Origin of the sequence: Parvibacter caecicola, from assembly GCF_003725335.1 — a bacterium.
Lineage (GTDB): Bacteria > Actinomycetota > Coriobacteriia > Coriobacteriales > Eggerthellaceae > Parvibacter > Parvibacter caecicola.
The window spans coordinates 51,279-72,280 of the sequence record NZ_QIBY01000006.1 but is presented as its reverse complement, the minus strand read 5'-3'; the positions used below and the strand labels follow the sequence as shown (position 1 = coordinate 72,280).

The window sequence follows — 21,002 nt, the reverse complement described above, 5'->3', positions numbered from 1 at the left end:
GGCAGTTTCGGAAACAGGAAAGGGTCCCTGGCGGGCGAACCGCCGGGAGCTGGTTGTAGCGGAGGCTATTCGCCGTCGTCTTCTACTTCGGCGTAGTCCTCGGTGGGGTTGGCCTCGGGATTGTACAGCCCTTCGCCGTCGTCCTCCAGCTCAACGTAACGCTGGTCCATTTCCTCGGGGGAGTACTCGTCGGCTTCCTTTAGGCCCTCCATGAAGTTGGGGGCCTCGCCGATGTAAGCAGCCTCTTCGCCAAAGGTGATGTTGCCGTCGGCGTCCACCGTGTACAGGTAGCCGACGGCATGCCCCGCCTCGTCGCCCGGCATGCCGCCCTCGGCAATCAGCGCGTCCTTCACGCCCTCGTCGGTTTCGATGTAGCCGTCGTAGCCCATGGCATAAGCATCGGCGCCGCGGGCCCCTTCCACCGTGTGGCGGGCGTCGGCAAAGCACTGGTCGGGGGTGTCGCCGGGGTGCGACTCCATGAACAGGTTGTCTTTCACCACCAGGCAGGTGAAGGGCACGATGTCCTCGCCCTTCTCCATCTTCTCCTTCATTTCCTCAAGGGCGAAAATGATCACTTTCTCCAGCAGCTCGGGCAGCTCGGGCACTTCCTCGGGCATGGTTTCCAAAACGCGATCGGCCATGAAAGGCTCCTTTCAGTTGCAGTTTTCCCTAGTTTAACCGCCCCTTGCCAGCCCGCGCAAAAATGGTTGCCCAACGGAAGCGGCCCGGGCGCTCGTGGTAAGATGCCCACGCCCCACCTGAAGGAGAACCATGCATCAAAAAGAGCTTTTCCGCCTGGAAACCCCCTATCGCGAAACCCTCGCCATCAAAGGCACCGAGTTCGGGTCCGCCGATGCGCCGGAAAGCTTAGCGGTGGTGGGGGCGCTGCGCGGCAACGAGATACAGCAGGCCTACATTTGCGCCCGGCTGGTGCAGCGGCTGCAGCAGCTGGAAGAGGAAGGGCGCATCACCGGCCGCGTGAAGATGCTGGTGATTCCGGTGGTGAACTCGTTTTCCATGAACATTGCCCATCGGTTCTGGCCCATGGACTCCACCGACATCAACCGCATGTTCCCCGGCTACGACCAAGGGGAAACCACCCAGCGCATCGCCGCCGGGCTGTTCGAGCACATTCAGCACGCCACTTACGGCATCCAGCTGGCCAGCTACTACTTGCCCGGCCACTTCGAGCCCCATGTGCGCGTGACCAACGCGAAGGCGCTGGACCCGGCGCGGCTGCGCGATTTGGCCCGCATGTTCGGCTTCCGGTACGCGCTGGTGAAGGAGCCGTCTCCCTTCGACACCACTACCTTGAACTACAACTGGCAGGTGTGGAACACCTATGCTTGCAGCGTGTACTCGTCGGTGACCAGCAGCATCAACGAACGGGCGGCCCAGTTCGTGTTGGCGCGCATCCTGCAGTTCATGGAGGGCATCGGCGCTATAACGCTGGCGGAAGGGGAACTGCTGGCTCCCGCCGCCGAAACCCAATGGGCCCGTGAGGAAGACTTGGTGAACGTGCGCACGCAGCGGGCCGGCTTCTTCCGCCCCGTGGTGGCCGTTACCCAGACGGTGCAGCAGGGAGACGTGCTGGCGGAAATTCTGGACACCGACAATTGCGCGGTGCGGGAGGTGCTTGTGAGCCCGGTTTCCGGCACGGTGTTCTTCATCCACGAATCGGAGCTGATTAACGGCGAGACCATCGCCTTCAAAGTGCTGCACGCGTCGGAAGTGCTGTAGGAGGGCGCCATGATTGAGACTGTTTTCAGCGTTGAGCTGCCGGTGCGCGAGCATTTGCGCGTGCAGAAGAACCGCATTGTGGGGGCCCAGCTGGCGAAGGCGGCGGCGGACGACCCGCGAGTGCTGGAAAATGCGCCGCGGCTGGCGGTGGTCACCGGCATCCACGGCGACGAGCTGGAGGGCCAGTACGTGGCGTTCCACCTGGCCCAAACCCTGAACACCCACCTGGATCAGCTACAGGGCATCGTGGACATTTACCCGGCCATCAATCCCCTGGGTATCAACGCGGTGGAGCGCGGGGTGCCCGGTTTCGACCTGGATTTGAATCGCATCTTTCCCGGCGATTCCGGCGGCCCCCTTACCGAGGCGCTGGCCGCTGCGGTGGTGGACGACATCGAAGGGGCCGTGGCCTGCGTGGACATCCATGCCAGCAACATCTTTTTGCGGGAGATGCCCCAGGTGCGCATCAACGAGAACACCGCCGAGGCGCTGCTGCCGCTGGCGCCGCTGCTGAACGTTGATTTCGTATGGGTGCACGCCTCCGCCACGGTGCTGCAATCCACCTTGGCCTATGCGCTGAACGCCCGCGATACCCCCACGCTGGTGGTGGAAACCGGCGTGGGCATGCGCATCACCCCTGATGAGGACCGCAAGCTGGCGGAAGGGTTGCTGCGGCTGGCGGCCCATTTCGGCATGTGGGGCGGCCCGGTGCAGGCCCACGGCGCGCCGGTGATAAGCGGCGACAAAGCGGTGGAGTTCCTGAACGCCAAAGCCGCCGGCATCTTTTTGGCCCAGGCCCGTCATGGTGTGCGGGTGGGGGCAGGAGAGGTGATCGGCCAGATTGTGGACCCGCTGCAGGGGGCGGTGATGCAAGAGGTGGTGTGCCCCGCTTCCGGCCTGCTGTTCACTCTGCGCGAATACCCGGTGGTCTATCCCGGCTCCCTCCTCGCCCGCGTTCTAAAGGAATAGCGTCCAAGAGTGCACGTCTCCCTGACACGCCCCACATGGCGAAAATTTGGCGAAAGGGGGATGGGGGATTGGGGCGAATTTGCGGTAAGTCTGGCGAAAATTTGTTGGCGAAACCCGTCCGATGCGGCGCTTTTTGCCGGTTGACGTGATATCGGGCTGATAGCCGTTTGGCGCCGCGTTGGCGATTGCGGAACCTATGATGGCCCTAGAGCCGCAAAGGGCAGGGGGCCGCACCACGGATACCCAAACGCTTTGGTCGCAGACGCGACATTCTTTAACTCGGCCGTGAGGTCCTTTGCTCGTTGCGGCTTCTGCAGGGCCCGGCGTTGTGAACCCGGTGCGTCAGACCGCCGAGTTCCAGAAGGCTTTGCTTCTCCGCGCATCCTGGCGCAGCTGCTGCGGGGAGGGGCGGCCTTCCGGGGTCCAAAAAGGAGGCGTCGCAATTGGTTTGTGGGTTTCGCATGCCGTTGGGAGAAGGAGGGCTTGCACTGTTGGAAGACTTTACCTAGAATAAGCGGGCTAATCCTGCCCCGGAATGAGCCTTCTGCACCGAACCGGGGCCGTACATGTCCAGAGGAGGTGAACTAATGAAGGCTTATGAACTGCTGTTTTTTGTTGCTCCCACCATCAACGATGAAACTCGTGCCGGCGTGATGAAGCGCATCGAAACCACTATCGTTTCCGCTGAGGGCCAGATCGACAACGTTGACAACTGGGGCAAACGCAAACTCGCTTATGAGATCAACGGTCTTACCGATGGTGATTACACCCTCATTGATTTCCATGCAGATCCTCAGAGCATTGCCGAGCTGGAGCGTGTTCTGCGCATCACCGATGCCGTAGAGCGCCACATGATCGTGGCTCGCACCGATCGCGACTAAGAAATCAATGGACGGCCCAGCCGTCCGCTAGAGAAGAGGAAACATGAGCATCAACAGAGTCATCATCAGTGGCAACCTTACCCGCGATCCGGAGATGCGTTCCACGGCCAGCTCCATGCCCGTCATGGGTTTTGGCATTGCGGTGAACGACCGTCGTCGCAACGCCTCTACCGGCGAGTGGGAAGACGTTCCCAACTTCATCGATTGCACCATGTTCGGCAGCCGCGCCGAAAGCGTCAGCCGCTTTCTGCACAAGGGCTCGAAGGTGTGCGTGGAGGGCAAACTGCGCTACAGCCAATGGGAGCGCGACGGCCAGAAGCGCAGCAAGGTGGAAGTGATTGTGGACGAGATTGAGCTCATGTCCCAGCGCTCCGACGGCGGTCAGGGCGGCTACGGTCAGCAGGGTGGTTATGGCAATTACGGCCAGGCCCCCGCTGCTCCCGTGTACCAGCCCCCGGCTCCGGTTCAGCCGCCGGTGTACCAGGCCCCCGCAGCTCCTGCGGCCCCGGTGTACGACGGCGGTGCCCCCGTGGCGCCCGCTCCCGCTGCCCCGGCTTACCCCGACGGCAACGTGATCGACACCTCTTCTTCGGCGTATGACGAAGAAATCCCATTCTAAGACGAAAGTTTGAGGTTAATGCACATGTCTGACTATGCAAAGCAGCCTCGTCGTAAGTACTGCCAGTTCTGCAAAGAGGAAACTGAGTACATCGACTACAAAGACACCCAGATGCTGCGCAAATTTGTCACCGACCGCGGCAAAATCAAGCCCCGTCGCGTGACCGGCGCCTGCACCCAGCACCAGCGCGACATTGCCAATGCCGTGAAGCGTGCCCGCGTGATGGCGCTCATGCCCTACTCCGTCCCTGCGGTAAGCGGTCGTGGCGATCGCCGTAATCGCTAGGAGGTGCCGGTATGAAAGTTATTCTTCTGAAAGAGCTTCGTGGCAAGGGCGGTGAAGGCGACATCATCGATGTGGCCCCTGGCTTCGCCAACAACTTCCTGCTCACCGAGGGCTACGCCATCAAGGCCACCCCGGGCAACATCAAGCAGCTGGAAGCCAAGCGCAAGAACATTGCCAAGCGCGAGGAAACCCGCATCGCCGACGCCCAGGCCCTGAAGGCTCAGCTGGATGCCGCCCGCATTCCCGTGGAGGCTCAGATTGGCGAAGAGGGCCAGCTGTTCGGCTCGGTTACCTCCACCATGGTGGCTGACGCCATCAACGCTACCCTGGGCATCGAGGTGGACAAGCGCCGCGTCGAGCTGAACAAGCCCATCAAGACCGCCGGTGTGCACGAAGTGGTGGTTTCCATCTACCGCGACATCAAGGGCACCGTTACCGTGGTCATCGGTGACGATCCCGAGACCGCCGAGGCCGAGGAAGCCGTGGAAGAGGCCATCGCCGACGCCGAAACCCCTGCCGAAGAGGTAGTGGACGTGGAGGTTGTGGAGGACTAGCCTGCTAGCTTCTGCGCGTTCAGGCCGATAAGCCTTTGAGCTGCGAAGCCCCTTGGAGAAGTGCTGCTTGCGACCGATGGTTGCAACAGCAGGCTCCGAGGGGCTTTTTTTATCCGCGGCGGCAGACGGCCTTGCGGAGTTGCCGCGGTGCGCGTTCGCCAGCTGATGGCTTTTTCTGGAGTTGGCGTCGGCGGCCATCGGGGTGGGCCGGGGTGCGCTAAAATGTTGGGTTCCAAACAGAGGGAACATGAGTGCGATTCGGGAGTGTTTCATGGCAAACAATGGCAATGGGCAGGGGCGACGCGATGGCGGTTCGCGCGGCGACGGTTCGCGCGCGGCTTACCTAGACCCGGCCAAGCAGGTGCAGCTGCCTCAGAATGTGGAAGCGGAAGAGGCGGTGCTGGCCGCATGCATGCTGAACAGCGAGGCCACCGAGGAAGTGGTGCTGAAGCTGAAGCCCGAAAACTTCTTCCGGCCGGCGCACCGCATCATCTTCGAGTCCATCGTGGACCTCACGCTGCGGCGCATTCCCGTAGACCCGTTGGTGCTGGCGGACACCCTGAAGTCGAAGAACCAGCTGGATTCCGTGGGCGGCGCCGATTACCTCATCGGGCTTACCATGGACACTTACGCCCTGAACAACTGGCAGCGCCACACCGAAATCGTGAAGCGCAACGCCATCCTGCGCGAGCTGGTGTTCGCCGCCGCCGAAATCAACGCCCTGGCCTACGATGCCCCCGACGATTTGAACTCGGTGGTGGAAGAGGCGGAGAAAACCCTGTTCAACGTAACCGAGAAGCGCGTGAGCTCGTCGTTCGTGAAGATGGACTCCCTCATCAACGACGTGTACGAAGAGCTGACGGTGCTGTCGGCCCAGCGCGGCGCTATCGCCGGCGTGCCCACCGGGTTTCGCGATGTGGATCAGCTGATCCACGGCCTGCGCGGCGGCGACCTGGTAATCCTGGCGGCTCGCCCCGGCGTGGGCAAAACCTCGTTTGCCCTGAACCTGGCGGTGAACGCGGCGAAAGCGGGCACGTCGGTGGCCTTCTTCTCGTTGGAAATGAGCGCCGCCCAGCTGGTGCAGAGGATGCTGTGCTCGGAGGCGTGCCTCAGCCTGTCGAAAATCCGCGCCGGCAGCATCCAGGAATCCGACTGGGCCGCCCTGGCCGATGCGTCGGGCATCTTGTCGCAGCTGGATTTGTTCATCGACGACAGCCCCGGCCTTTCCATTTTGGAAGCGCGGGCGAAGGCGCGCCGCGAGCTGCGCCACGCCGTGGGAGAGAAGAAGGGTCTGATCATCGTTGACTACCTGCAGCTGATGCAGCCGCCCGCCGCCCGCCGCGACGGCAACCGCGCCGTGGAAGTGGGCGAGATTTCCCGTGGCCTGAAGGTGCTGGCCAAGGAAATGGACATGCCGGTGATTGCCCTTTCGCAGCTGTCCCGTGCGGTGGAGATGCGCGGCAAGAAGCGGCCGCAGCTTTCCGACCTGCGCGAATCCGGCTCTATCGAACAGGACGCCGACATCGTTATGTTCATCGACCGCTCGATGGACGAAACCGAGGCGGAAGACGCCGACCGTCCCGATTTGGGGCAGGCCATGCTGATTGTGGCAAAGCACCGCAATGGCGCCACCCGCGATATTCCGCTGGCATTCCAGGCGGAGTTCACCAAGTTCATGGACTTCTACGACGAATCCAACCCGCGCGGGTTCTAGGGGCAGTGGCGGAAAAGCTGACATTCCTGCACGCGGCCGACCTCCATCTGGGGGCGCCTTTCCGCGGGCTGCGCGGGCTTTCCCCCCAATGGGCCGACCGACTGGCGGAGGCCATCGGCCAGGCCTACAACCAGGTGATTGACCTGGCGGTGGAGCGGGCGGTGGACTTCGTGATCATTGCCGGCGACATTTTCGACCAGGCCCGCGCTTCCTATGCCGATTACGCTCGCTTCTTCGAGGGCTGTCGGCGGCTGGATGCGGCGGGCATTCCGCTGTACCTGTGCACTGGCAACCACGACCCTTATACCGCCTGGCGCCGCGATTTCGGTGAACTGCCGGCGTCAAGTTACCTGTTCAGCCCCGAAAAACCCGACTTCACGCTGTACCGCCGCGACGGGCGGCCGCTGTGCGTGCTGGGCGGCCGCAGCTACTACAATCGCGTGTGGTCGGGCGATGACGACATTGCCTGGGGCCTTACCCGCCGCGCCGCCGATGAGGCGCTGGGCCCCGCGGGGGCGCAGGCCCCCTTCGGCGTGGGGGTGCTGCACACCGGGCTGCACCTGGACCCGGTGAAGGCGCCGGCCAACCCGCTGGAGCTGCGCCACGCCGGCTTCGACTACTGGGCTCTGGGGCATATCCACATGCCCTGGCGCGACAGCGAAACCGACCCCAAGCTGGTGTTTCCCGGTTGCATCCAAGGGCGCGACATCCGCGAAACCGGAAAGCGGGGCGTGTTCCTGGTAACGCTGGAAGAGGGCGCCCCGAACCGGGCGGAATTTGTGCCCACGGCCCAGGTGGACTGGGAGCTGCTGCAGGTGGACATTTCCGAATGCCGCGCCCTGCCCGATGTGGTGCAAACCGTGATGCGGCGGCTGTTCGCTGTGAACGGCCGCGCCTGCTGCGAGCAGATGGTCACCCGCATCACCCTCACCGGCACCACGCCGTTGCACGAAGTGCTGCGGCGCCCCGGTCTGCTGGAGGATTTGCGGCTGCAGCTGAACGATTCTTACGGCGATTTCTTCTGCGACGCCCTGCTGGACGCCACGGTGCTGCCCATCCAAAAGGACGTGCTGCGGGAAGAAGGGCTGTTCCCGGCTGCGTTGCTGAGCGCGTCGGAAAGCTTGCAGGCCGACCGCGCGGGGCAGGTGGCCTATCTGCAGGAGGAATTCCTGCGCTGCGGGCTGCCCATGCCCGGAGAGGCCATCGATTCCATCGATGAGCTGGCCCAGCAGGCGGAAAACCTGGTGCTGGACCTGCTAGTGGCAGAGGAGGGCCGATGAGCACGCCGCTTTTGCCCGACGCGCTGGCCAGGGCACCCTACCTGAAATTTGCTTCTCTGGTTCGATTCGGTGCCATGGCCCGCAAGGTGGTGGGGCCGTTTAGCCCAGGGCTCAACGTGGTATTCGGCCCCAACGAGGCAGGCAAAAGCACTCTTGCCGCTTTCGTGGGAGGCGTGCTGTTTGGTTGGGAAGACGCCCGCGGCCGCCGCAACACCTACAAGCCGGAAGACGGCGAGCGGGCCGGCAGCCTGCTGTTCGCCTCGCGCCAGGCTACTGCGGAAGACGAGGTTTCGCTGACGGAGTTATCCCGCAAGCGCAACAGCGACGGCCTGCAGGGGGACGCGGCGCTGGTGGCCGACATCGACAAGGAAACCTTCCGCACCATTTTTTCCCTGAACAGCGACGAGTTGCGCTCGCTGCGCAGCACCCCCGACATCACCGCCAAGCTGCTGACGGCGGGGTCAGGCACCGGCTCTAGCCCGGCGGTGGCCCTTCGCCAGGTGAACGACCAGCTGGCGGAATACACCTCCCGCAGCACCGGCTGCCCCCATTCGTTGGTGCGGCTGGCCGAGGAGCGCGCTCAGCTACGGGCCCAGGTGCAGAAGGCGGGCGAAGAGGCGGAGCGACTGTGCGGCCAAGAGCGCCAGCTGCGGGAATTGCAGCCGCAGCGGGACGGCCTGGCCGAGCGGTTGGCAAAGCTGAACCGGCAGACCGACACCCTTACGGCGGCGGTGGCGGCGCTTGCGCGGGTGGAGCAGGAGCAAGAGGCCATCGCCCAGGAAAAGGCCCAGTTGGAAGCGGAGCGGTCGGCCGCCGCCCGTGCTTACCAGGAAAAGGAAGCGCTGGTGGGCAGCACTCTGGCGCATCTTTCGGCGCCGGAAGAGCGGCAGCTGCGGGAGACGGTGGCGCGCTTGCAGTCGCGGCGGCAGCGGCTGGCCCAATCCACCGACTTGGCCCGCGACCATTATTCCGCATCGAAGGCCGCCTACGATGCCCTGCGGGAAGCCCAGGGGTTGGGGGCTTCTGCCGGCGATGAGTCGGCGGGCCGTTCCCGCGCCGAGCGACAGAAGCTGCTGCGGGCGGCGCTGCCGGTGGCGCTTTTGGCCATCATCTTGGTGTGCGGCGTGGCGCTGCTGATGCGCGGTTACGCGGTGCGCGCTTTCTCGTTCATGGCGTTGGGGGTGGCGCTGATAGCATTTGCCCTCATCATGACCGTAGCGGCCTTCATTCTCATCATGCGCCCTGGCCCGCAGGTGGACATCGCCGTCAAGCTGGAGGACGCCCGATGGGTGATGGTGCAAGACCAGAAGAAGCTGGAATCGTGCCGTGCCGACGAGCGGGCCAATGAGGAAGAAGCGGTGCTGCAGCTGGAAGAAGCGGGGCTTGAGGAAGCGGGCGGCAGCCTGAGCGGCGCGCTGGCGCTTTTGGACGAGGCGCGCCAGGTGCGGGCGGAAATGACGCTTGACCTGCAAACGCGCAAAGCGGCGATGGCCCGCATCTCCGACCTTCGCCAGCGGGAGCAGCAGCTGGCGCAAGAGGCGGCGGAGCACCGGCGCCGCGCTGAGGTGGCGCTGGACATGCCGCTGGAGGAAATGCGCGACGAGCTAGCGCGCCGCACCGCCAACCGCGAAGGGCTGCAGGAAACGGCCAACTCCCTGAACGCCCAGTACGGGCAGCTGAAAGAAGTGCTGGCTCAGGGGCGGCGCGCTCACGATTTCGACCAGCTGAAGCTGCAGCTGCAAGAGGTGGAAACCCGCATCAAAGACTCCAACCGCGAGTTCGCCCGGCTGCTGCTGGCGCGGCGGATGCTGGAGGGGGCCATAACCCGGTGGGAGTCGAAGAGCCAGCCGGAGGTGTACCGCATGGCCGGCCGTTTTCTGGCGCTGATGACCGACGGCCGCTGGGTGAGCGTGAGCCCCACCCCCGAAGGCGAGCTGCAAGTGACCAACAGCCTGATGGAAACCTGCAACGTGCTGCAGCTTTCGCTGGGTACGTGCCAGCAGCTGTACCTGGCCATGCGCATCGCGCTGCTGATTGTGGCCGACAACGTGGGGGCATCGGTGCCAGTGCTGGCGGACGACATTCTGGTGAATTTTGATGCGAAGCGACGCGCTGGGGCCGCCCGCGCCCTGGCCGAGCTGGCCCGCCATCGTCAGGTGATCGTGATGACTTGCCACCAAGAAGTGGCCGACGCCCTGATAGCCGCCGACCCCACCGCCACCCAACTGAACCTGTAAGCCGGCAGGGGCGCCAGCGCGGCGGTTCGCCGCCCTTGAAAATAGCAGGCCGTTGCACCAGTTCGCCCTTCCGGCGCTTCCCGTGTTCCTTGCGCGAAATGACCCGCCCAGAAGCCCGGCAACAGGGGCTTCCTATACTATAATTGGCGGGTTCGGACGACCGTTCGTAATCCGTGAGAGGCATCTTTTTAGCGGGGCCTTCGCCCTGCGCAACGAAAGGACAGGCTTTATGCCCAGCACAGTTCTGGTGGGCGCCCAATGGGGCGACGAAGGCAAGGGGAAGATCACCGACCTCATTGCCCGCGACTACGATTTCGTGGTGCGCTTCCAGGGCGGCAACAACGCCGGCCACACCGTAATCCACGGCGACAAGAAATTGGCGCTGCACCTCATGCCGTCGGGGGTGATGTACCCCGATTGCACGCCGGTCATCGGCAACGGCGTGGTGGTGGACCCCGGTGTTCTGGTGAAGGAAATGGCCATGTTGCAGGCGGAGGGCATTTCCTGCGACAAGCTGAAGATCAGCTGCGACGCCCACGTGATCATGCCTTACCACAAAGACCTGGACGGCGCTGACGAGAAGCGCCTGGGCAGCAACCAAATTGGCACCACCAAGCGCGGCATCGGCCCCTGCTACCAAGACAAGATGGGCCGCAAGGGCATCCGCGTGCAAGACCTCATGGACGAGCGCGTGTTCCGCATGAAGCTGGAGGCGGTGCTGGCCCAGAAGAATCCCATTTTGGAGAAGATTTACGGGCTGCACACCTACACGGTGGAGGAAATCTGCGAAGAGTATCTGCCTTACGCCCGCATCCTGAAGCCGTTTATGGCCGAAACCGCGCAGCTGTTGAACCAGGCGCGTCGCGAAGGGAAGTCCATCCTGTTCGAGGGGGCGCAGGGCACGCTGCTGGACATCGACCACGGCACTTACCCCTACGTTACCTCGTCTTCTTGCTGCGCCGGCGGCGCGTGCACCGGCACTGGCGTGGGCCCCAAGGCCATGGATCGCGTGCTGGGCATCGAGAAGGCTTACGTCACCCGCGTGGGCGGCGGCCCCTTCCCCACGGAGCTGAAATTCCCCGAAGAAGGGGGCGTGGGCCAGGACGCCGCCGACGGCGAAACCCTGTGCTCGGTGGGCCACGAGTTTGGCGTGACAACCGGCCGCAAGCGCCGCTGCGGATGGTTCGACGCGGTGATTGGCCGTTACGCCGCCGAGGTGAACGGCCTGACCGACGTGGCCCTTACCAAGCTGGACGTGCTTTCCGCCTTCGACACCATCAAGGTGTGCGTGGCTTACGAGTGCGACGGCGAACGCTACGACTACTTCCCCATGCAGCAGAGCGTGCTGTTCCATGCGAAGCCGGTGTACGTGGAGCTGCCCGGCTGGAAGGGCGTGGACATCACCGGCTGCACCCAGTACGAGCAGCTGCCGGAGAACGCTCGCAAGTACGTGGAGTACCTGGAGGAGATTACCGGGGTGCCCATTTCCATTATTGCCGTGGGCCCCGATCGCGATCAGACCATTTTCCGAGGCTGGGGTGAATAGCATGAACGTACTGGTTTTGGGAAGCGGCGGCCGCGAGCACGCCATAACCTGGGCGCTGCGGAAGTCGCCTTCGGTGGACGTGCTGTACGTGGCGCCGGGCAACGGCGGCACCGGCGACATTGCCGAGAACGTGCCCGACCTTGACATGATGGACGCCGCCGCGGTGCTGGCGTTTGTGCAGGAGCGCCATATTGGCCTGGTGGTAGTGGGCCCCGAAGCCCCGCTGGTGGCCGGTGTGGCCGATGCGCTGCGGGAAGCCGGCGTGCCGGTGTTTGGCCCCAACGCCGACGGCGCCCAGCTGGAGGGGTCGAAGGCCTATTCCAAGCAGTTCATGCTGGACAACAACATACCCACCGCCGCTTACGCGGTGTTCGATAACGAAGCCGACGCCCTGGCCTACGTGCGCCAGCAAGGGGCTCCCATCGTCATCAAGGCCGACGGCCTGGCCGCCGGCAAAGGCGTAGTGGTGGCCGAAGAGCTGGAAGACGCCGAAGAGGCGGTGCGCGAGTGCTTTGCCGGCGCGTTCGGCGCGGCCGGCAGCACCGTGGTGATAGAGGAGTGCATGACCGGGCCGGAGTGCTCGCTGCTGTCGTTCGTGACCGCCGGCACTTCGCACCCCATGGTGGCGGCCCAAGACCACAAGCGCGCCTTCGACGGCGATGCCGGCCCCAATACCGGTGGCATGGGCGTGTACTCGCCGGTGCCCATCGTGTCGGAGCAGGAGATGGCGGCCATGGAGGACATCATGGCCCGTGCCGCTGCCGCCACGGCCCGCGAACCCTTCGGGCTGGACTACCGCGGCACCCTGTACGGCGGCTTCATGCTCACCCCCGAGGGGCCGAAAATCGTGGAATTCAACGCCCGTTTCGGCGATCCGGAAACCCAGGTAGTGCTGCCTCAGTTGGAGTCCGACCTGGCCCAAATCATGCTGGCGGTGGCGGAAGGGCGCCCGGAGGACATCGATTTGCGCTGGACCGACGACTGGGTGGTGTGCGTGGTGCTGGCCAGCGAGGGCTATCCCGGTTCTTACGAAAAGGGCAAGGTGATTCTGGGAATCGAAGAGGCGGAAGACCTCGACGGCGTGGTGGTGTTCCATGCGGGCACCGTGCGCAACGCTGATGGCGAGCTGCTCACCGCCGGCGGCCGTGTGCTGAACGTGGTGGCTCACGGCAAAACTTTCGAAGAGGCCCGCAACCTGGCCTATGAGGCTTGTGACCTGATTAACTTCGAGGGCAAGCAGTATCGTCACGATATCGGCCGCAAAGCCGCCGAGTACCTGGGCTGCGCGGAGTAAAAGCTGTGACAGGGGACGGGGGCGGTCCCATGTTTTCGTAGGGCAGAGATTCTGTCTCTGCCGAATGACCGGATGGGTTTATCGGCCAGGTCGAGAGAAAATCTTGGCCGCATGGCTGAACGAAAGGAACGAAACATGCTCAGTGAGCGTTTGCTTTCAACGGTGGTGCGCGAAACCACCAAGCAGTACCTGAAGCTGGACTCCTGCACCGACGCGCGCATGCCCGCACCGAAGCCGGGCCAGCCCTACATGCTGTACATGCACGTTCCCTTCTGCGAGCGCCTGTGCCCCTATTGCTCCTTCAACCGCTTCCCCTTCAGCGAGGATCGCGCCCGGCCCTACTTCGCCAACATGCGCAAAGAGATGATGATGCTAAAGGAACTGGGCTACGACTTCGACAGCGTGTACATCGGCGGTGGTACCCCCACCATCATGCTGGACGAGCTGTGCGAAACTATCGACCTGGCCCGCGACACCTTCTCCATCAAAGAGGTGTCCAGCGAAACCAACCCCAACCACCTGATTCCCAGCTATCTGGAGAAGCTGAAAGGCCGCGTGCAGCGGTTGTCCGTGGGGGTGCAGAGCTTCGACGACAACCTGCTGAAGCAGATGGACCGTTACGACAAGTACGGCTGCGGCCAAGAAATTCTGGAGCGCATTGCCGAGGCCAGCCCCTATTTCGTGTCCATGAACGCCGACATGATTTTCAACTTCCCGGCGCAGACGGAAGACACGCTGGTGCACGACATCGAGATGGTGATTGAGTCGGGCGCCAGCCAAACCACCTTCTACCCGCTGATGGCTTCGCCGTCGGTGGAGCGGTCGCTGGCGCGCACCGTGGGCAAGGTGGACTACGAGCGCGAGGGGCGCTTCTACGAGATTATCACCTCGCTGCTCACCGACGAGGTGCCGGGCGTGTACACCGGTCCTGAGGGAGAGCAAGGGGAGAAGGGCCTGTTCAACTTCGGCAGCGCCTGGACCTTCAATCGCCGCCCGGTGCTGGCCCGCGACGTGCAAACGCGGCCGGCCGAGCAGCGGCGCGAGTACGTGAAGCTGCAGCCGGGCAGCGCGCCTGAGATGGTGACGCTGGTGGAGACCGATGCCCCCGTGGCCGAGGCGCCGGTGGCCAGCCAACCGATGATCGACGAGTATGTAGTGGATTACGAGGAGTACCCCGCCATCGGCTCGGGCGGCATCACTTATTTGGGCAGCTCGCTGTTCGTGAACACCTTCTCGGTGAAGGACTACAACGCCGCCATAGAGAGCGGCCGCATGTCGATGATGGGCAAAACTACTTTCAACCTGCGGGAGCGCATGCGCTACCGGTTCATGATGCAGCTGTTTGGGCTGCGGTTGGACAAAAAGGCCTTCGAGCGCGACTTCGGCGTGTCCATCGACCGCGGGCTGCCGGCGGAGATGACCTTCATGCGCGCCTGCGGAGCCTTCGCCACCGACAACGAGTACGAGCTGACGCTCACCGCCAAGGGCCGCTACCTGATGGTGGTGATGATGCGCCAATTCTTCATCGGCGTGAACAATCTGCGCGACCAAGCCCGCGCCGCCCTAACCGGCGAAGAACGGGAATTGCTGTTCGGGTAACTTGTTCCGCTGTTCTGGCGAACAGCGGAACCGCTCGCCCGCCGAGGCTTTCTGTGGCGTCCCATCTTGCCGTTCATCGGCGCTGCGGCGCGTACCAAAGTACGCTTGGGCACCGCTTCGCGGCAATCTGGCACACCACAAAAACCCTCGGCTACTTCGCTGGGGCAGTGGGCTGGATCGCGACCAATGGGGCTGACAGCCCTGCCCCAAGCAACTGATGGGCAACCTTTGCGGATTATTCGTGCGCGTTGGGTATCATGTTGGTAAAGGTGCGGGTCGGGCATCTTTTTCGGACACCTCGTTGGCGTTGACGGCGCCTTTAAGGACAGCATGTTCACAACGGTTGTGGCATATATCGCCTTCGGGTGCGTAATGGTGGCCATCGCCGTAAGCGATGTGCGCACGCTGCAGATAGCCAATCGCTCGGTGCTTCTGCTGGTGGGGCTGTGGGCGCTGTGGCGCATCGCCCTGGGGGCGGAGGCTGCAGTGGGCGGCTTCGATTTCCTACTTGCGGTAGTGGAAGCGGCCCCGCTCACCAATGTGTCACTGGCTGAGGGCGTGCTAGGGGCCATTATCTTGGGCGGCGGACTGCTGGTGTTCACCACCATCTGGGAGGCCTTCACCAAAAAGGCGGCCATGGGCGGCGGCGACATCAAGCTGCTGGCGGCCATGGGGCTGTTCCTAGGGATAGCTGGCGGCTTGGCCGCGCTGGCGGTGGCCTGCGTCGTGTTCGCCATAGTGGGCATGGCGAAGCAAAAAGTGCCCCTCACCGGCAAGCCCTACGAGGTGATTCTCAGCCACAGCGCCGCATTCGCCCCCGCTCTGGCCACCGGCGCCTGGATATCCATGGCCTTCCTTCTTGCCGCAAACCTCTAGAATGAGACAAAGGGACAGCCCTAATGTCTCATCCCATTACGCATACTTCTTTGATGACCTGCGTTTCTGTATTTTTAGGCGATTTTGCAAATTTAGGCGTGCTTGAGAGTTCTCTTTCGGCAAACGTCCCCCTGACACGCCCTGGGCTAGCAGCTGGCGGCGGCTAGGTCGATGGCTGTGAGGTTCATGGCCACGAACTGCGGTTTCACGCAGGCTTCCACGGCGGCTTTCAGCTCATCCAGGCTGATGGGAATGCGGTTTTGCGCCACCGCTACCGCCAGTAGCATCATATTCAGCGCCTTACGATTGCCGGCCGCCTGCACCAGTGCCTGGTCGTCCACCGGCACGAACAACACGCCGCTGCCCTCCAGGCTGCGCCCCAGCTGTTCTACTACCGCGCTGCCGCTGTAAGGGGTTCCGGCCAACGCTGCCGTTACCGGCTGGATGGCGCTTGTGGCGCTCACCAGCACCCCTTCCGGCGCCAAAAACGGCAGGGCCCGAGCGGCTTCGCCCGGCTCGAAGGCAATCACCACATCGGCGGTGCCCTTGGTTACCAGTGGCGCCAGCACCTCTTCGCCGCACGAGCCCATGCGCACATGGGAGGTGACGCTGCCGCCCCGCTGCGCCATGCCGATGGTTTCAGCGGTGCGTACCTGCCAGCCCTTCGCCTGGGCCGCCTTCGCCAGAACCTTTGCGGCCAGCACGGTGCCTTGGCCGCCCACGCCTGCAAGCAGTAGGTTAATCATCGATGTCCTCCTCGGCTTCGGCGGGGGTTTCGCCCTCGAAGATAACAGGTGGGAAGGAGCCAGTGGGGCCGTCCGACGGAATAGCCGTCGGGGCAATGGGCACGCCAAGCGCCGCATGCAAGGCCGCCCCCAAAGGCTCGGCCACCTTCCCTTGAATGGAGTCGAAGGGGCATACCTGCACGCACAGGCCGCAGCCATCGCACAGTCCTGTGTCCACAAATGCCTGCCCCCGATGCTGCGAGCGCAGGCCCTCGGCCGCCGGGTTGAACCCAATGGCGGGGCATCCGATGTCGCGGATGCATTTTTTGCAACCGGTGCAGGCATCGCCGTTGATGGCCACCGGCGCCTCCGGCCGCTTCAGCTGAATGCAGGGGGCACGGAAGATGATGGCGGAGGGCCCGCTGAACCCGATGGCCTGCCGCGCCGCCTCAGTGGATTCTTCCAGATTGTGCGGGTTGGCGAATGTGATGCATTCCACCCCCAGCGCCCGCAGCACCTCTTCGATGACCAGGGGTTTCCGCCGCTGCCCCATAAGGGTGACGCCGGTGCCTGGATGCGGCTGGCTGCCGGTCATGGCGGTGGTGGCGTTGTCCAGCACGGCGATGGTGATGTCGTGGCCGTTGTAGGCGGCGTTGGCAATGCCGGTCATGCCGCTGGCGAAAAACGTGGAATCGCCCACGAACGCCACCGCCTTGATGCCCGGCTGCGCCACCGCGAAACCCTGCGCCATGGTGATGCCGGCCCCCATGCACAGGCAGGTGTCCACCGCGTCCAGCGGCTTTGCGTTGCCCAGGGTGTAGCAGCCAATGTCGCCGCAGAACACCGCCGGCGTTTTGCCCAGCGCCTTTTTTATGGCGAAGAAACTGCCGCGGTGGGGGCACCCGGCGCACAGCACCGGCGGTCGCACCGGCAGCGGCCCCTCGTAGGGGGCGCTGGCGCTGGCGGCCAAGTTGCGCTCCGTCAGCGCGCTGAGGCCGGATGGGGCAGGGGCGTTGCCGGCGCCGTCCTTGGCGGCGCATGATGCGCCCTGGTCCTCGGTCCCGCCTGCCATGGCCGAGGCTTCAGTTGCGGTCGCCCGTCCGCCTTCACTCGGCGCGGTATCTGCGGCGGCGGTGCGGTCGAAGAAGCGGGCGATGCGCTGGGCCAGCACTTCGGTGGAGTTCTCGCCACGGTCGGGGGCTTCGCCAGTCAGCTTGCCAGAAACCCGCAGCGGCAGGTGCCGTTGCCCCGCCAGCTTCAGCAGCTCTTCCTCAAGCACGCTGTCCAGCTCTTCTAGCACCAACACGTCGGTGAGGCCCTCGGCAAAACGCGCTCCGGTTTCCGCAGGGAAGGGGTAGGGGGTGCCCACCGCCAGGAAGCGGTAGGGGGGCAGCGCCGCGCCCGCTTCGGCCGCCCATTGCTGCAGCAGTGCCAGCGCTTCGCGAGCGTACTGGGCGGAAACTCCGCCAGCCACAATGCCCACCCGGGCGGCAGCCCCTTCGTTACTGTCCGCGGCGGCCAGCACGTCGCTTTCGCCTGAGGTCGCCACTTTCCCCCTGGGCATGGCGGTCCCGCCATGCCCGTGCCCGCTCTGCGCAGCGGCTTCGACCCATGTGGCGTTTGCATCGCTGCCCGCCGCGAGCTGCTGGCTTCCCGGCTCCTCGACCACATGGTTGAACTGCGCAAATTCTGGCGTGAAAGCATAGTCCCAGGCAATCCGCGCAAGCCGGCGGTTCACTTCGCCATGGCCTTCGAAGGCGCGCTTGGGGAAGATGATCCACTTCGGGTCCTTCTGGAAACCCTGTTCAGGGATGGGGCGCGCGTCGGTGAATTCCGGCAGCTCGAAAAAGGTGGAGGCGTGGCAGATGCGGGTGGTGGGGCGCACGATGACTGGCGTGCCGTAGCGCTCCGACAGCTCGAAGGCTTGCCGCATCATGGCGTAGCCCTCTTCGGGGGTGGAGGGATCGAGCACCGGCACTTTGGCGAAGGCGGCGAAGCGACGGGTGTCCTGCTCGGTTTGGGAGGAAATGGGGCCGGGGTCGTCGGCCACGAACAGCACGAGGCCGCCGCCGGTACCCACGTAGTTCAGGCTCATGAGAGCATCACTGGCCACATTCAAGCCCACCTGTTTGCAGGTGAACAGCGCTCGGGCCCCGCAGTACGAGGCCGCGGCAGCTACTTCCAGGGCCGCCTTCTCGTTGGTGGACCATTCCACGTGTACGCCGCGCGCCGTTCCTTCGGCGTGCAGCCGCGCCACGGTTTCCACCAGCTCCGAGGAGGGGGTGCCCGGATAGCCGGCCACTACGTTCACGCCCGCCTCAAGCGCGGCCCACGCAAACGCCTCGTTTCCCATCAGCAGTTTTATTGTCATAGCTGTCCTTCACGTTGGCTTTTGCCAGTTCTTTCACCAGGCAAAAGCCTGCCCGTTTCTTGGCGCCTCCGTGCTTCCGCATTGGCGGGTTTTCCTCCGCTTCGCTGGGTGCGCTCCTGTGTGTCCGCATGGCGGTCCCTTGCCCTTATCGTAGGGCAGAGATTCTATCTCTGCCTAAGCGCCAGCTCCACTTTGCCTTCGCCTTGCAACAAGCGACGGCGCCGGTCTGCCAGGCTGGCCGCATTGCCGTCTTTAGCCCGTTTGACTCCTTACGCCTCGGCCATGGCCTGCTTGAAGTCGATGATTTTCTGCAGCACTTCGGGGTCGGAGGTGCCGATGATCTGGGCAGCTTCGATGGCTGCATTCTTCGCGCCGTTGATGGCCACGCAGGCCACTGGCACGCCGGAGGGCATTTGCACCATGGACAGCAGCGAGTCCATGCCGCCCAGGTCGCTGGTTTTCATGGGCACGCCGATTACCGGCAGCGGGGTGTAAGCAGCCACCACGCCGCCCAGATGCGCCGCTTTGCCGGCGGCGGCCACAATCACCTTCATGCCGCGCTCGTGGGCGGTTTCGGCCCAGATGTGTACCTCGGCTGGCTTGCGGTGGGCGCTGGCCACTTTCACCTCATAGGGGATGCCGAACTCGTCCAGCTGCTTCATGCACGGCTCCATGGCCGGCATATCGGAAGTCGATCCCATAATGATTCCCACCAGGGGTTTTGCCTCGTCCATTCCCGATCCTTTCTTTCGGTGCACCGAGCTCAATGCCTCGGTGGCTTTCTTCTTGGTGGCCGGCGCCGAGTTTTGTTGCCGCCTTCTTTCTGCTGCTCCGGTGCGAAGGCGGCAACGTCGGGCTTGCTTCGGCCCCGCGCCAAGCTCGCGCCCAGCTCATGCCAGTCCCGCATGCAGCTTCGCATCGTAGCCATTTCCCGGGCAGCCGACGCGTCTGACTCCGCTGCTCAAAACGGACGGCTGCCTTCGGCGAGTAATAGGCCTATCTTAGCATTCAGGGCCGTTCTGCAGACCGCCGTCGGCCCGTCGGGAAGGTAATTGACCAAAATATCCCCTTGCCAAGAGGCGGCGGCTTCCCTAGAATATATCCCTGCGTTAAACGCATCCGGTCGGGTAGCTCAGTTGGTAGAGCAGCGGACTGAAAATCCGCGTGCCGAGGGTTCAAGTCCCCCTCCGACCACCACTAACTCAAAGGGTCCCAGCAACGGGGCCCTTTTCATGTCCAGAGAATCCCGCAGGGACTTGAACCCTGCGAAGGCGGAACAGTCCGGTGGACTGTTCCGGTACGAGCACCGCGGCAGCGGAGCGCAGCACAGCGGGTTCGCCGCAGGCGAAGGCGCCAAGTCCCCCTCCGACCACCACTAACTCAAAGGGCCTCAGCAATGAGGCCCTTTTCATGTCCAGGGAACCCCGCGGGGGCTTGAACCCTGCGAAGGCGGAACAGCCCAATGGACTGTTTCGGTGCGAGCACCGCGGCAGTGAGGCGGTGTAGTGGCAGAATGCGGGCGCAGGTGAATCATCGGACGGGCCCACGGGTGGGTGACGAAGGCGGTAGCCGCGCCGTTGGATGGGATAAAATCTGGGGCAGTGTGGTCTCGTGGAAGGAAGTGCGAAATGGCGAGGACGGTTTCGGTTTTGCTGGCGGACGGGTGCGAGCCGCTGGAAGTGGTGGCGCCGGTGGACATCCTGCGTCGCGGCGGCGTGAACGTGATGCTGGTATCGCTGAAAGACAGCCTGCAGGTAGCGGCTGCCCACAACATAACCCTGGTGGCAGATGCGCCCATCGCAATGGTGGACCTGTCCGCGTCCGACCTGCTGATGATCCCCGGCGGTTCGGTGGGGGTGGAGAACATTGGCCTAAGCAAGGCCGCCACAACCGAGATTGCCCGCCGCATGGAAGCGGACGAGCCCATCGCCGCCATCTGTGCCGGCCCCACGGTGCTGGGGGACATGGGCTTGCTGACCGGTCGCAAAGCGGTGTGCTACCCCACCTGCGAAGAGGGTTGGCCCGAAGGAGTGTACCAGCCGGGCAAGCCCGTGGAAGTGGACAACAACCTCATCACCGCCACCGGCCCGGGTACCGCCATTCCCTTCGGCCTTGCCATCCTGAAGTTCCTGGAAGGTGAAAAGACGACCAATCAAGTGGCCGAAGCCATGCTGGTGAAGTAGCCCCCTGGCTTTATCCGCGTGGCGGGGATATGCATGCGGTCGAATTCGTAGGGCAGCGTTCTATCTCTGCCTAACTTACGGTCTGCATGCGGTTGCGGCTTTAGGCCAAGATAGAATCTCGGCCCTACG

Annotated in this window: 18 protein-coding genes and 1 tRNA gene; 15 read left to right on the top strand and 4 right to left on the bottom strand. The window is 63.9% G+C overall.

Going from position 1 to position 21,002, the window contains the following annotated elements; translation table 11 throughout:
• Positions 1-65: 65 nt before the first annotated feature.
• Positions 66-641, bottom strand: a complete 576-nt coding sequence (locus DMP11_RS05245) for a hypothetical protein (RefSeq protein ID WP_214647056.1) — start codon at positions 639-641, stop codon at positions 66-68.
• Positions 642-771: 130 nt separating this feature from the next.
• On the opposite strand from DMP11_RS05245, the gene DMP11_RS05240 reads away from it, so the two are divergent.
• The 13 genes from DMP11_RS05240 (at position 772) to DMP11_RS05180 (ending at position 15,594) form a co-directional block, all read left to right on the top strand.
• Positions 772-1,740 (top strand): M14 family metallopeptidase, encoded by a 969-nt coding sequence (locus DMP11_RS05240; protein WP_123185455.1) that lies wholly within the window; start codon positions 772-774, stop codon positions 1,738-1,740.
• 9 nt (positions 1,741-1,749) lie between these two features.
• Positions 1,750-2,709, top strand: a complete 960-nt coding sequence (locus DMP11_RS05235; protein ID WP_123185454.1) for a M14 family metallopeptidase — start codon at positions 1,750-1,752, stop codon at positions 2,707-2,709.
• A gap of 587 nt (positions 2,710-3,296) precedes the next feature.
• A complete protein-coding gene (gene rpsF, locus DMP11_RS05230; RefSeq protein WP_123185453.1) occupies positions 3,297-3,590 on the top strand; it encodes a 30S ribosomal protein S6 in 294 nt (97 codons plus the stop codon).
• 43 nt (positions 3,591-3,633) lie between these two features.
• Positions 3,634-4,209: a single-stranded DNA-binding protein gene (locus DMP11_RS05225; RefSeq protein ID WP_123185452.1), complete on the top strand. Its 576-nt coding sequence runs from the start codon at positions 3,634-3,636 to the stop codon at positions 4,207-4,209.
• 24 nt (positions 4,210-4,233) lie between these two features.
• On the top strand, positions 4,234-4,494 hold the full coding sequence (gene rpsR / locus DMP11_RS05220) for a 30S ribosomal protein S18 (RefSeq protein WP_123185489.1): 261 nt from the start codon (positions 4,234-4,236) through the stop codon (positions 4,492-4,494).
• An 11-nt stretch (positions 4,495-4,505) separates the two neighbouring features.
• On the top strand, positions 4,506-5,048 hold the full coding sequence (rplI, locus tag DMP11_RS05215; protein ID WP_123185451.1) for a 50S ribosomal protein L9: 543 nt from the start codon (positions 4,506-4,508) through the stop codon (positions 5,046-5,048).
• Positions 5,049-5,319: 271 nt separating this feature from the next.
• Positions 5,320-6,762: a replicative DNA helicase gene (gene dnaB, locus DMP11_RS05210; protein ID WP_123185450.1), complete on the top strand. Its 1,443-nt coding sequence runs from the start codon at positions 5,320-5,322 to the stop codon at positions 6,760-6,762.
• 5 nt (positions 6,763-6,767) lie between these two features.
• On the top strand, positions 6,768-8,042 hold the full coding sequence (locus DMP11_RS05205) for a metallophosphoesterase family protein (RefSeq protein WP_123185449.1): 1,275 nt from the start codon (positions 6,768-6,770) through the stop codon (positions 8,040-8,042).
• The gene (locus DMP11_RS05200) at positions 8,039-10,279 is read left to right on the top strand and encodes an ATP-binding protein (protein WP_214647054.1); all 2,241 of its coding nucleotides are present in this window, start codon (positions 8,039-8,041) and stop codon (positions 10,277-10,279) included. Before DMP11_RS05205 ends, DMP11_RS05200 begins: the two co-directional genes overlap by 4 nt.
• A 229-nt stretch (positions 10,280-10,508) precedes the next feature.
• Entirely contained in the window at positions 10,509-11,825 is a 1,317-nt protein-coding gene (locus DMP11_RS05195; protein ID WP_123185448.1) for an adenylosuccinate synthase, read from the top strand.
• 1 nt (position 11,826) lies between these two features.
• Positions 11,827-13,119 (top strand): phosphoribosylamine--glycine ligase, encoded by a 1,293-nt coding sequence (gene purD, locus DMP11_RS05190; protein ID WP_123185447.1) that lies wholly within the window; start codon positions 11,827-11,829, stop codon positions 13,117-13,119.
• 135 nt (positions 13,120-13,254) lie between these two features.
• Positions 13,255-14,718: a radical SAM protein gene (locus DMP11_RS05185; RefSeq protein WP_123185446.1), complete on the top strand. Its 1,464-nt coding sequence runs from the start codon at positions 13,255-13,257 to the stop codon at positions 14,716-14,718.
• A 330-nt stretch (positions 14,719-15,048) separates the two neighbouring features.
• Positions 15,049-15,594, top strand: a complete 546-nt coding sequence (locus tag DMP11_RS05180; RefSeq protein ID WP_123185445.1) for a prepilin peptidase — start codon at positions 15,049-15,051, stop codon at positions 15,592-15,594.
• Between the two features lie 146 nt (positions 15,595-15,740).
• Here the strand turns inward: DMP11_RS05180 and DMP11_RS05175 are convergent, their stop codons facing one another.
• The 3 genes from DMP11_RS05175 to purE form a co-directional block, all read right to left on the bottom strand.
• Entirely contained in the window at positions 15,741-16,340 is a 600-nt protein-coding gene (locus tag DMP11_RS05175; RefSeq protein ID WP_123185444.1) for a 2-oxoacid:acceptor oxidoreductase family protein, read from the bottom strand.
• Positions 16,333-18,690, bottom strand: a complete 2,358-nt coding sequence (locus DMP11_RS05170) for a thiamine pyrophosphate-dependent enzyme (protein WP_123185443.1) — start codon at positions 18,688-18,690, stop codon at positions 16,333-16,335. Before DMP11_RS05170 ends, DMP11_RS05175 begins: the two co-directional genes overlap by 8 nt.
• 269 nt (positions 18,691-18,959) lie before the next feature.
• Positions 18,960-19,424 carry a 5-(carboxyamino)imidazole ribonucleotide mutase gene (gene purE / locus DMP11_RS05165; protein ID WP_123185442.1) on the bottom strand — a complete coding sequence of 155 codons (465 nt, stop codon included), beginning with the start codon at positions 19,422-19,424 and terminating at the stop codon, positions 18,960-18,962.
• Between the two features lie 387 nt (positions 19,425-19,811).
• Between purE and DMP11_RS05160 the strand changes: the two genes are divergently transcribed.
• Together DMP11_RS05160 and DMP11_RS05155 are read left to right on the top strand one after the other, a co-directional pair.
• Positions 19,812-19,887: transfer RNA gene (locus tag DMP11_RS05160), tRNA-Phe, on the top strand.
• Between the two features lie 431 nt (positions 19,888-20,318).
• Positions 20,319-20,873: a DJ-1 family glyoxalase III gene (locus DMP11_RS05155; RefSeq protein ID WP_123185441.1), complete on the top strand. Its 555-nt coding sequence runs from the start codon at positions 20,319-20,321 to the stop codon at positions 20,871-20,873.
• Positions 20,874-21,002: the final 129 nt, after the last annotated feature.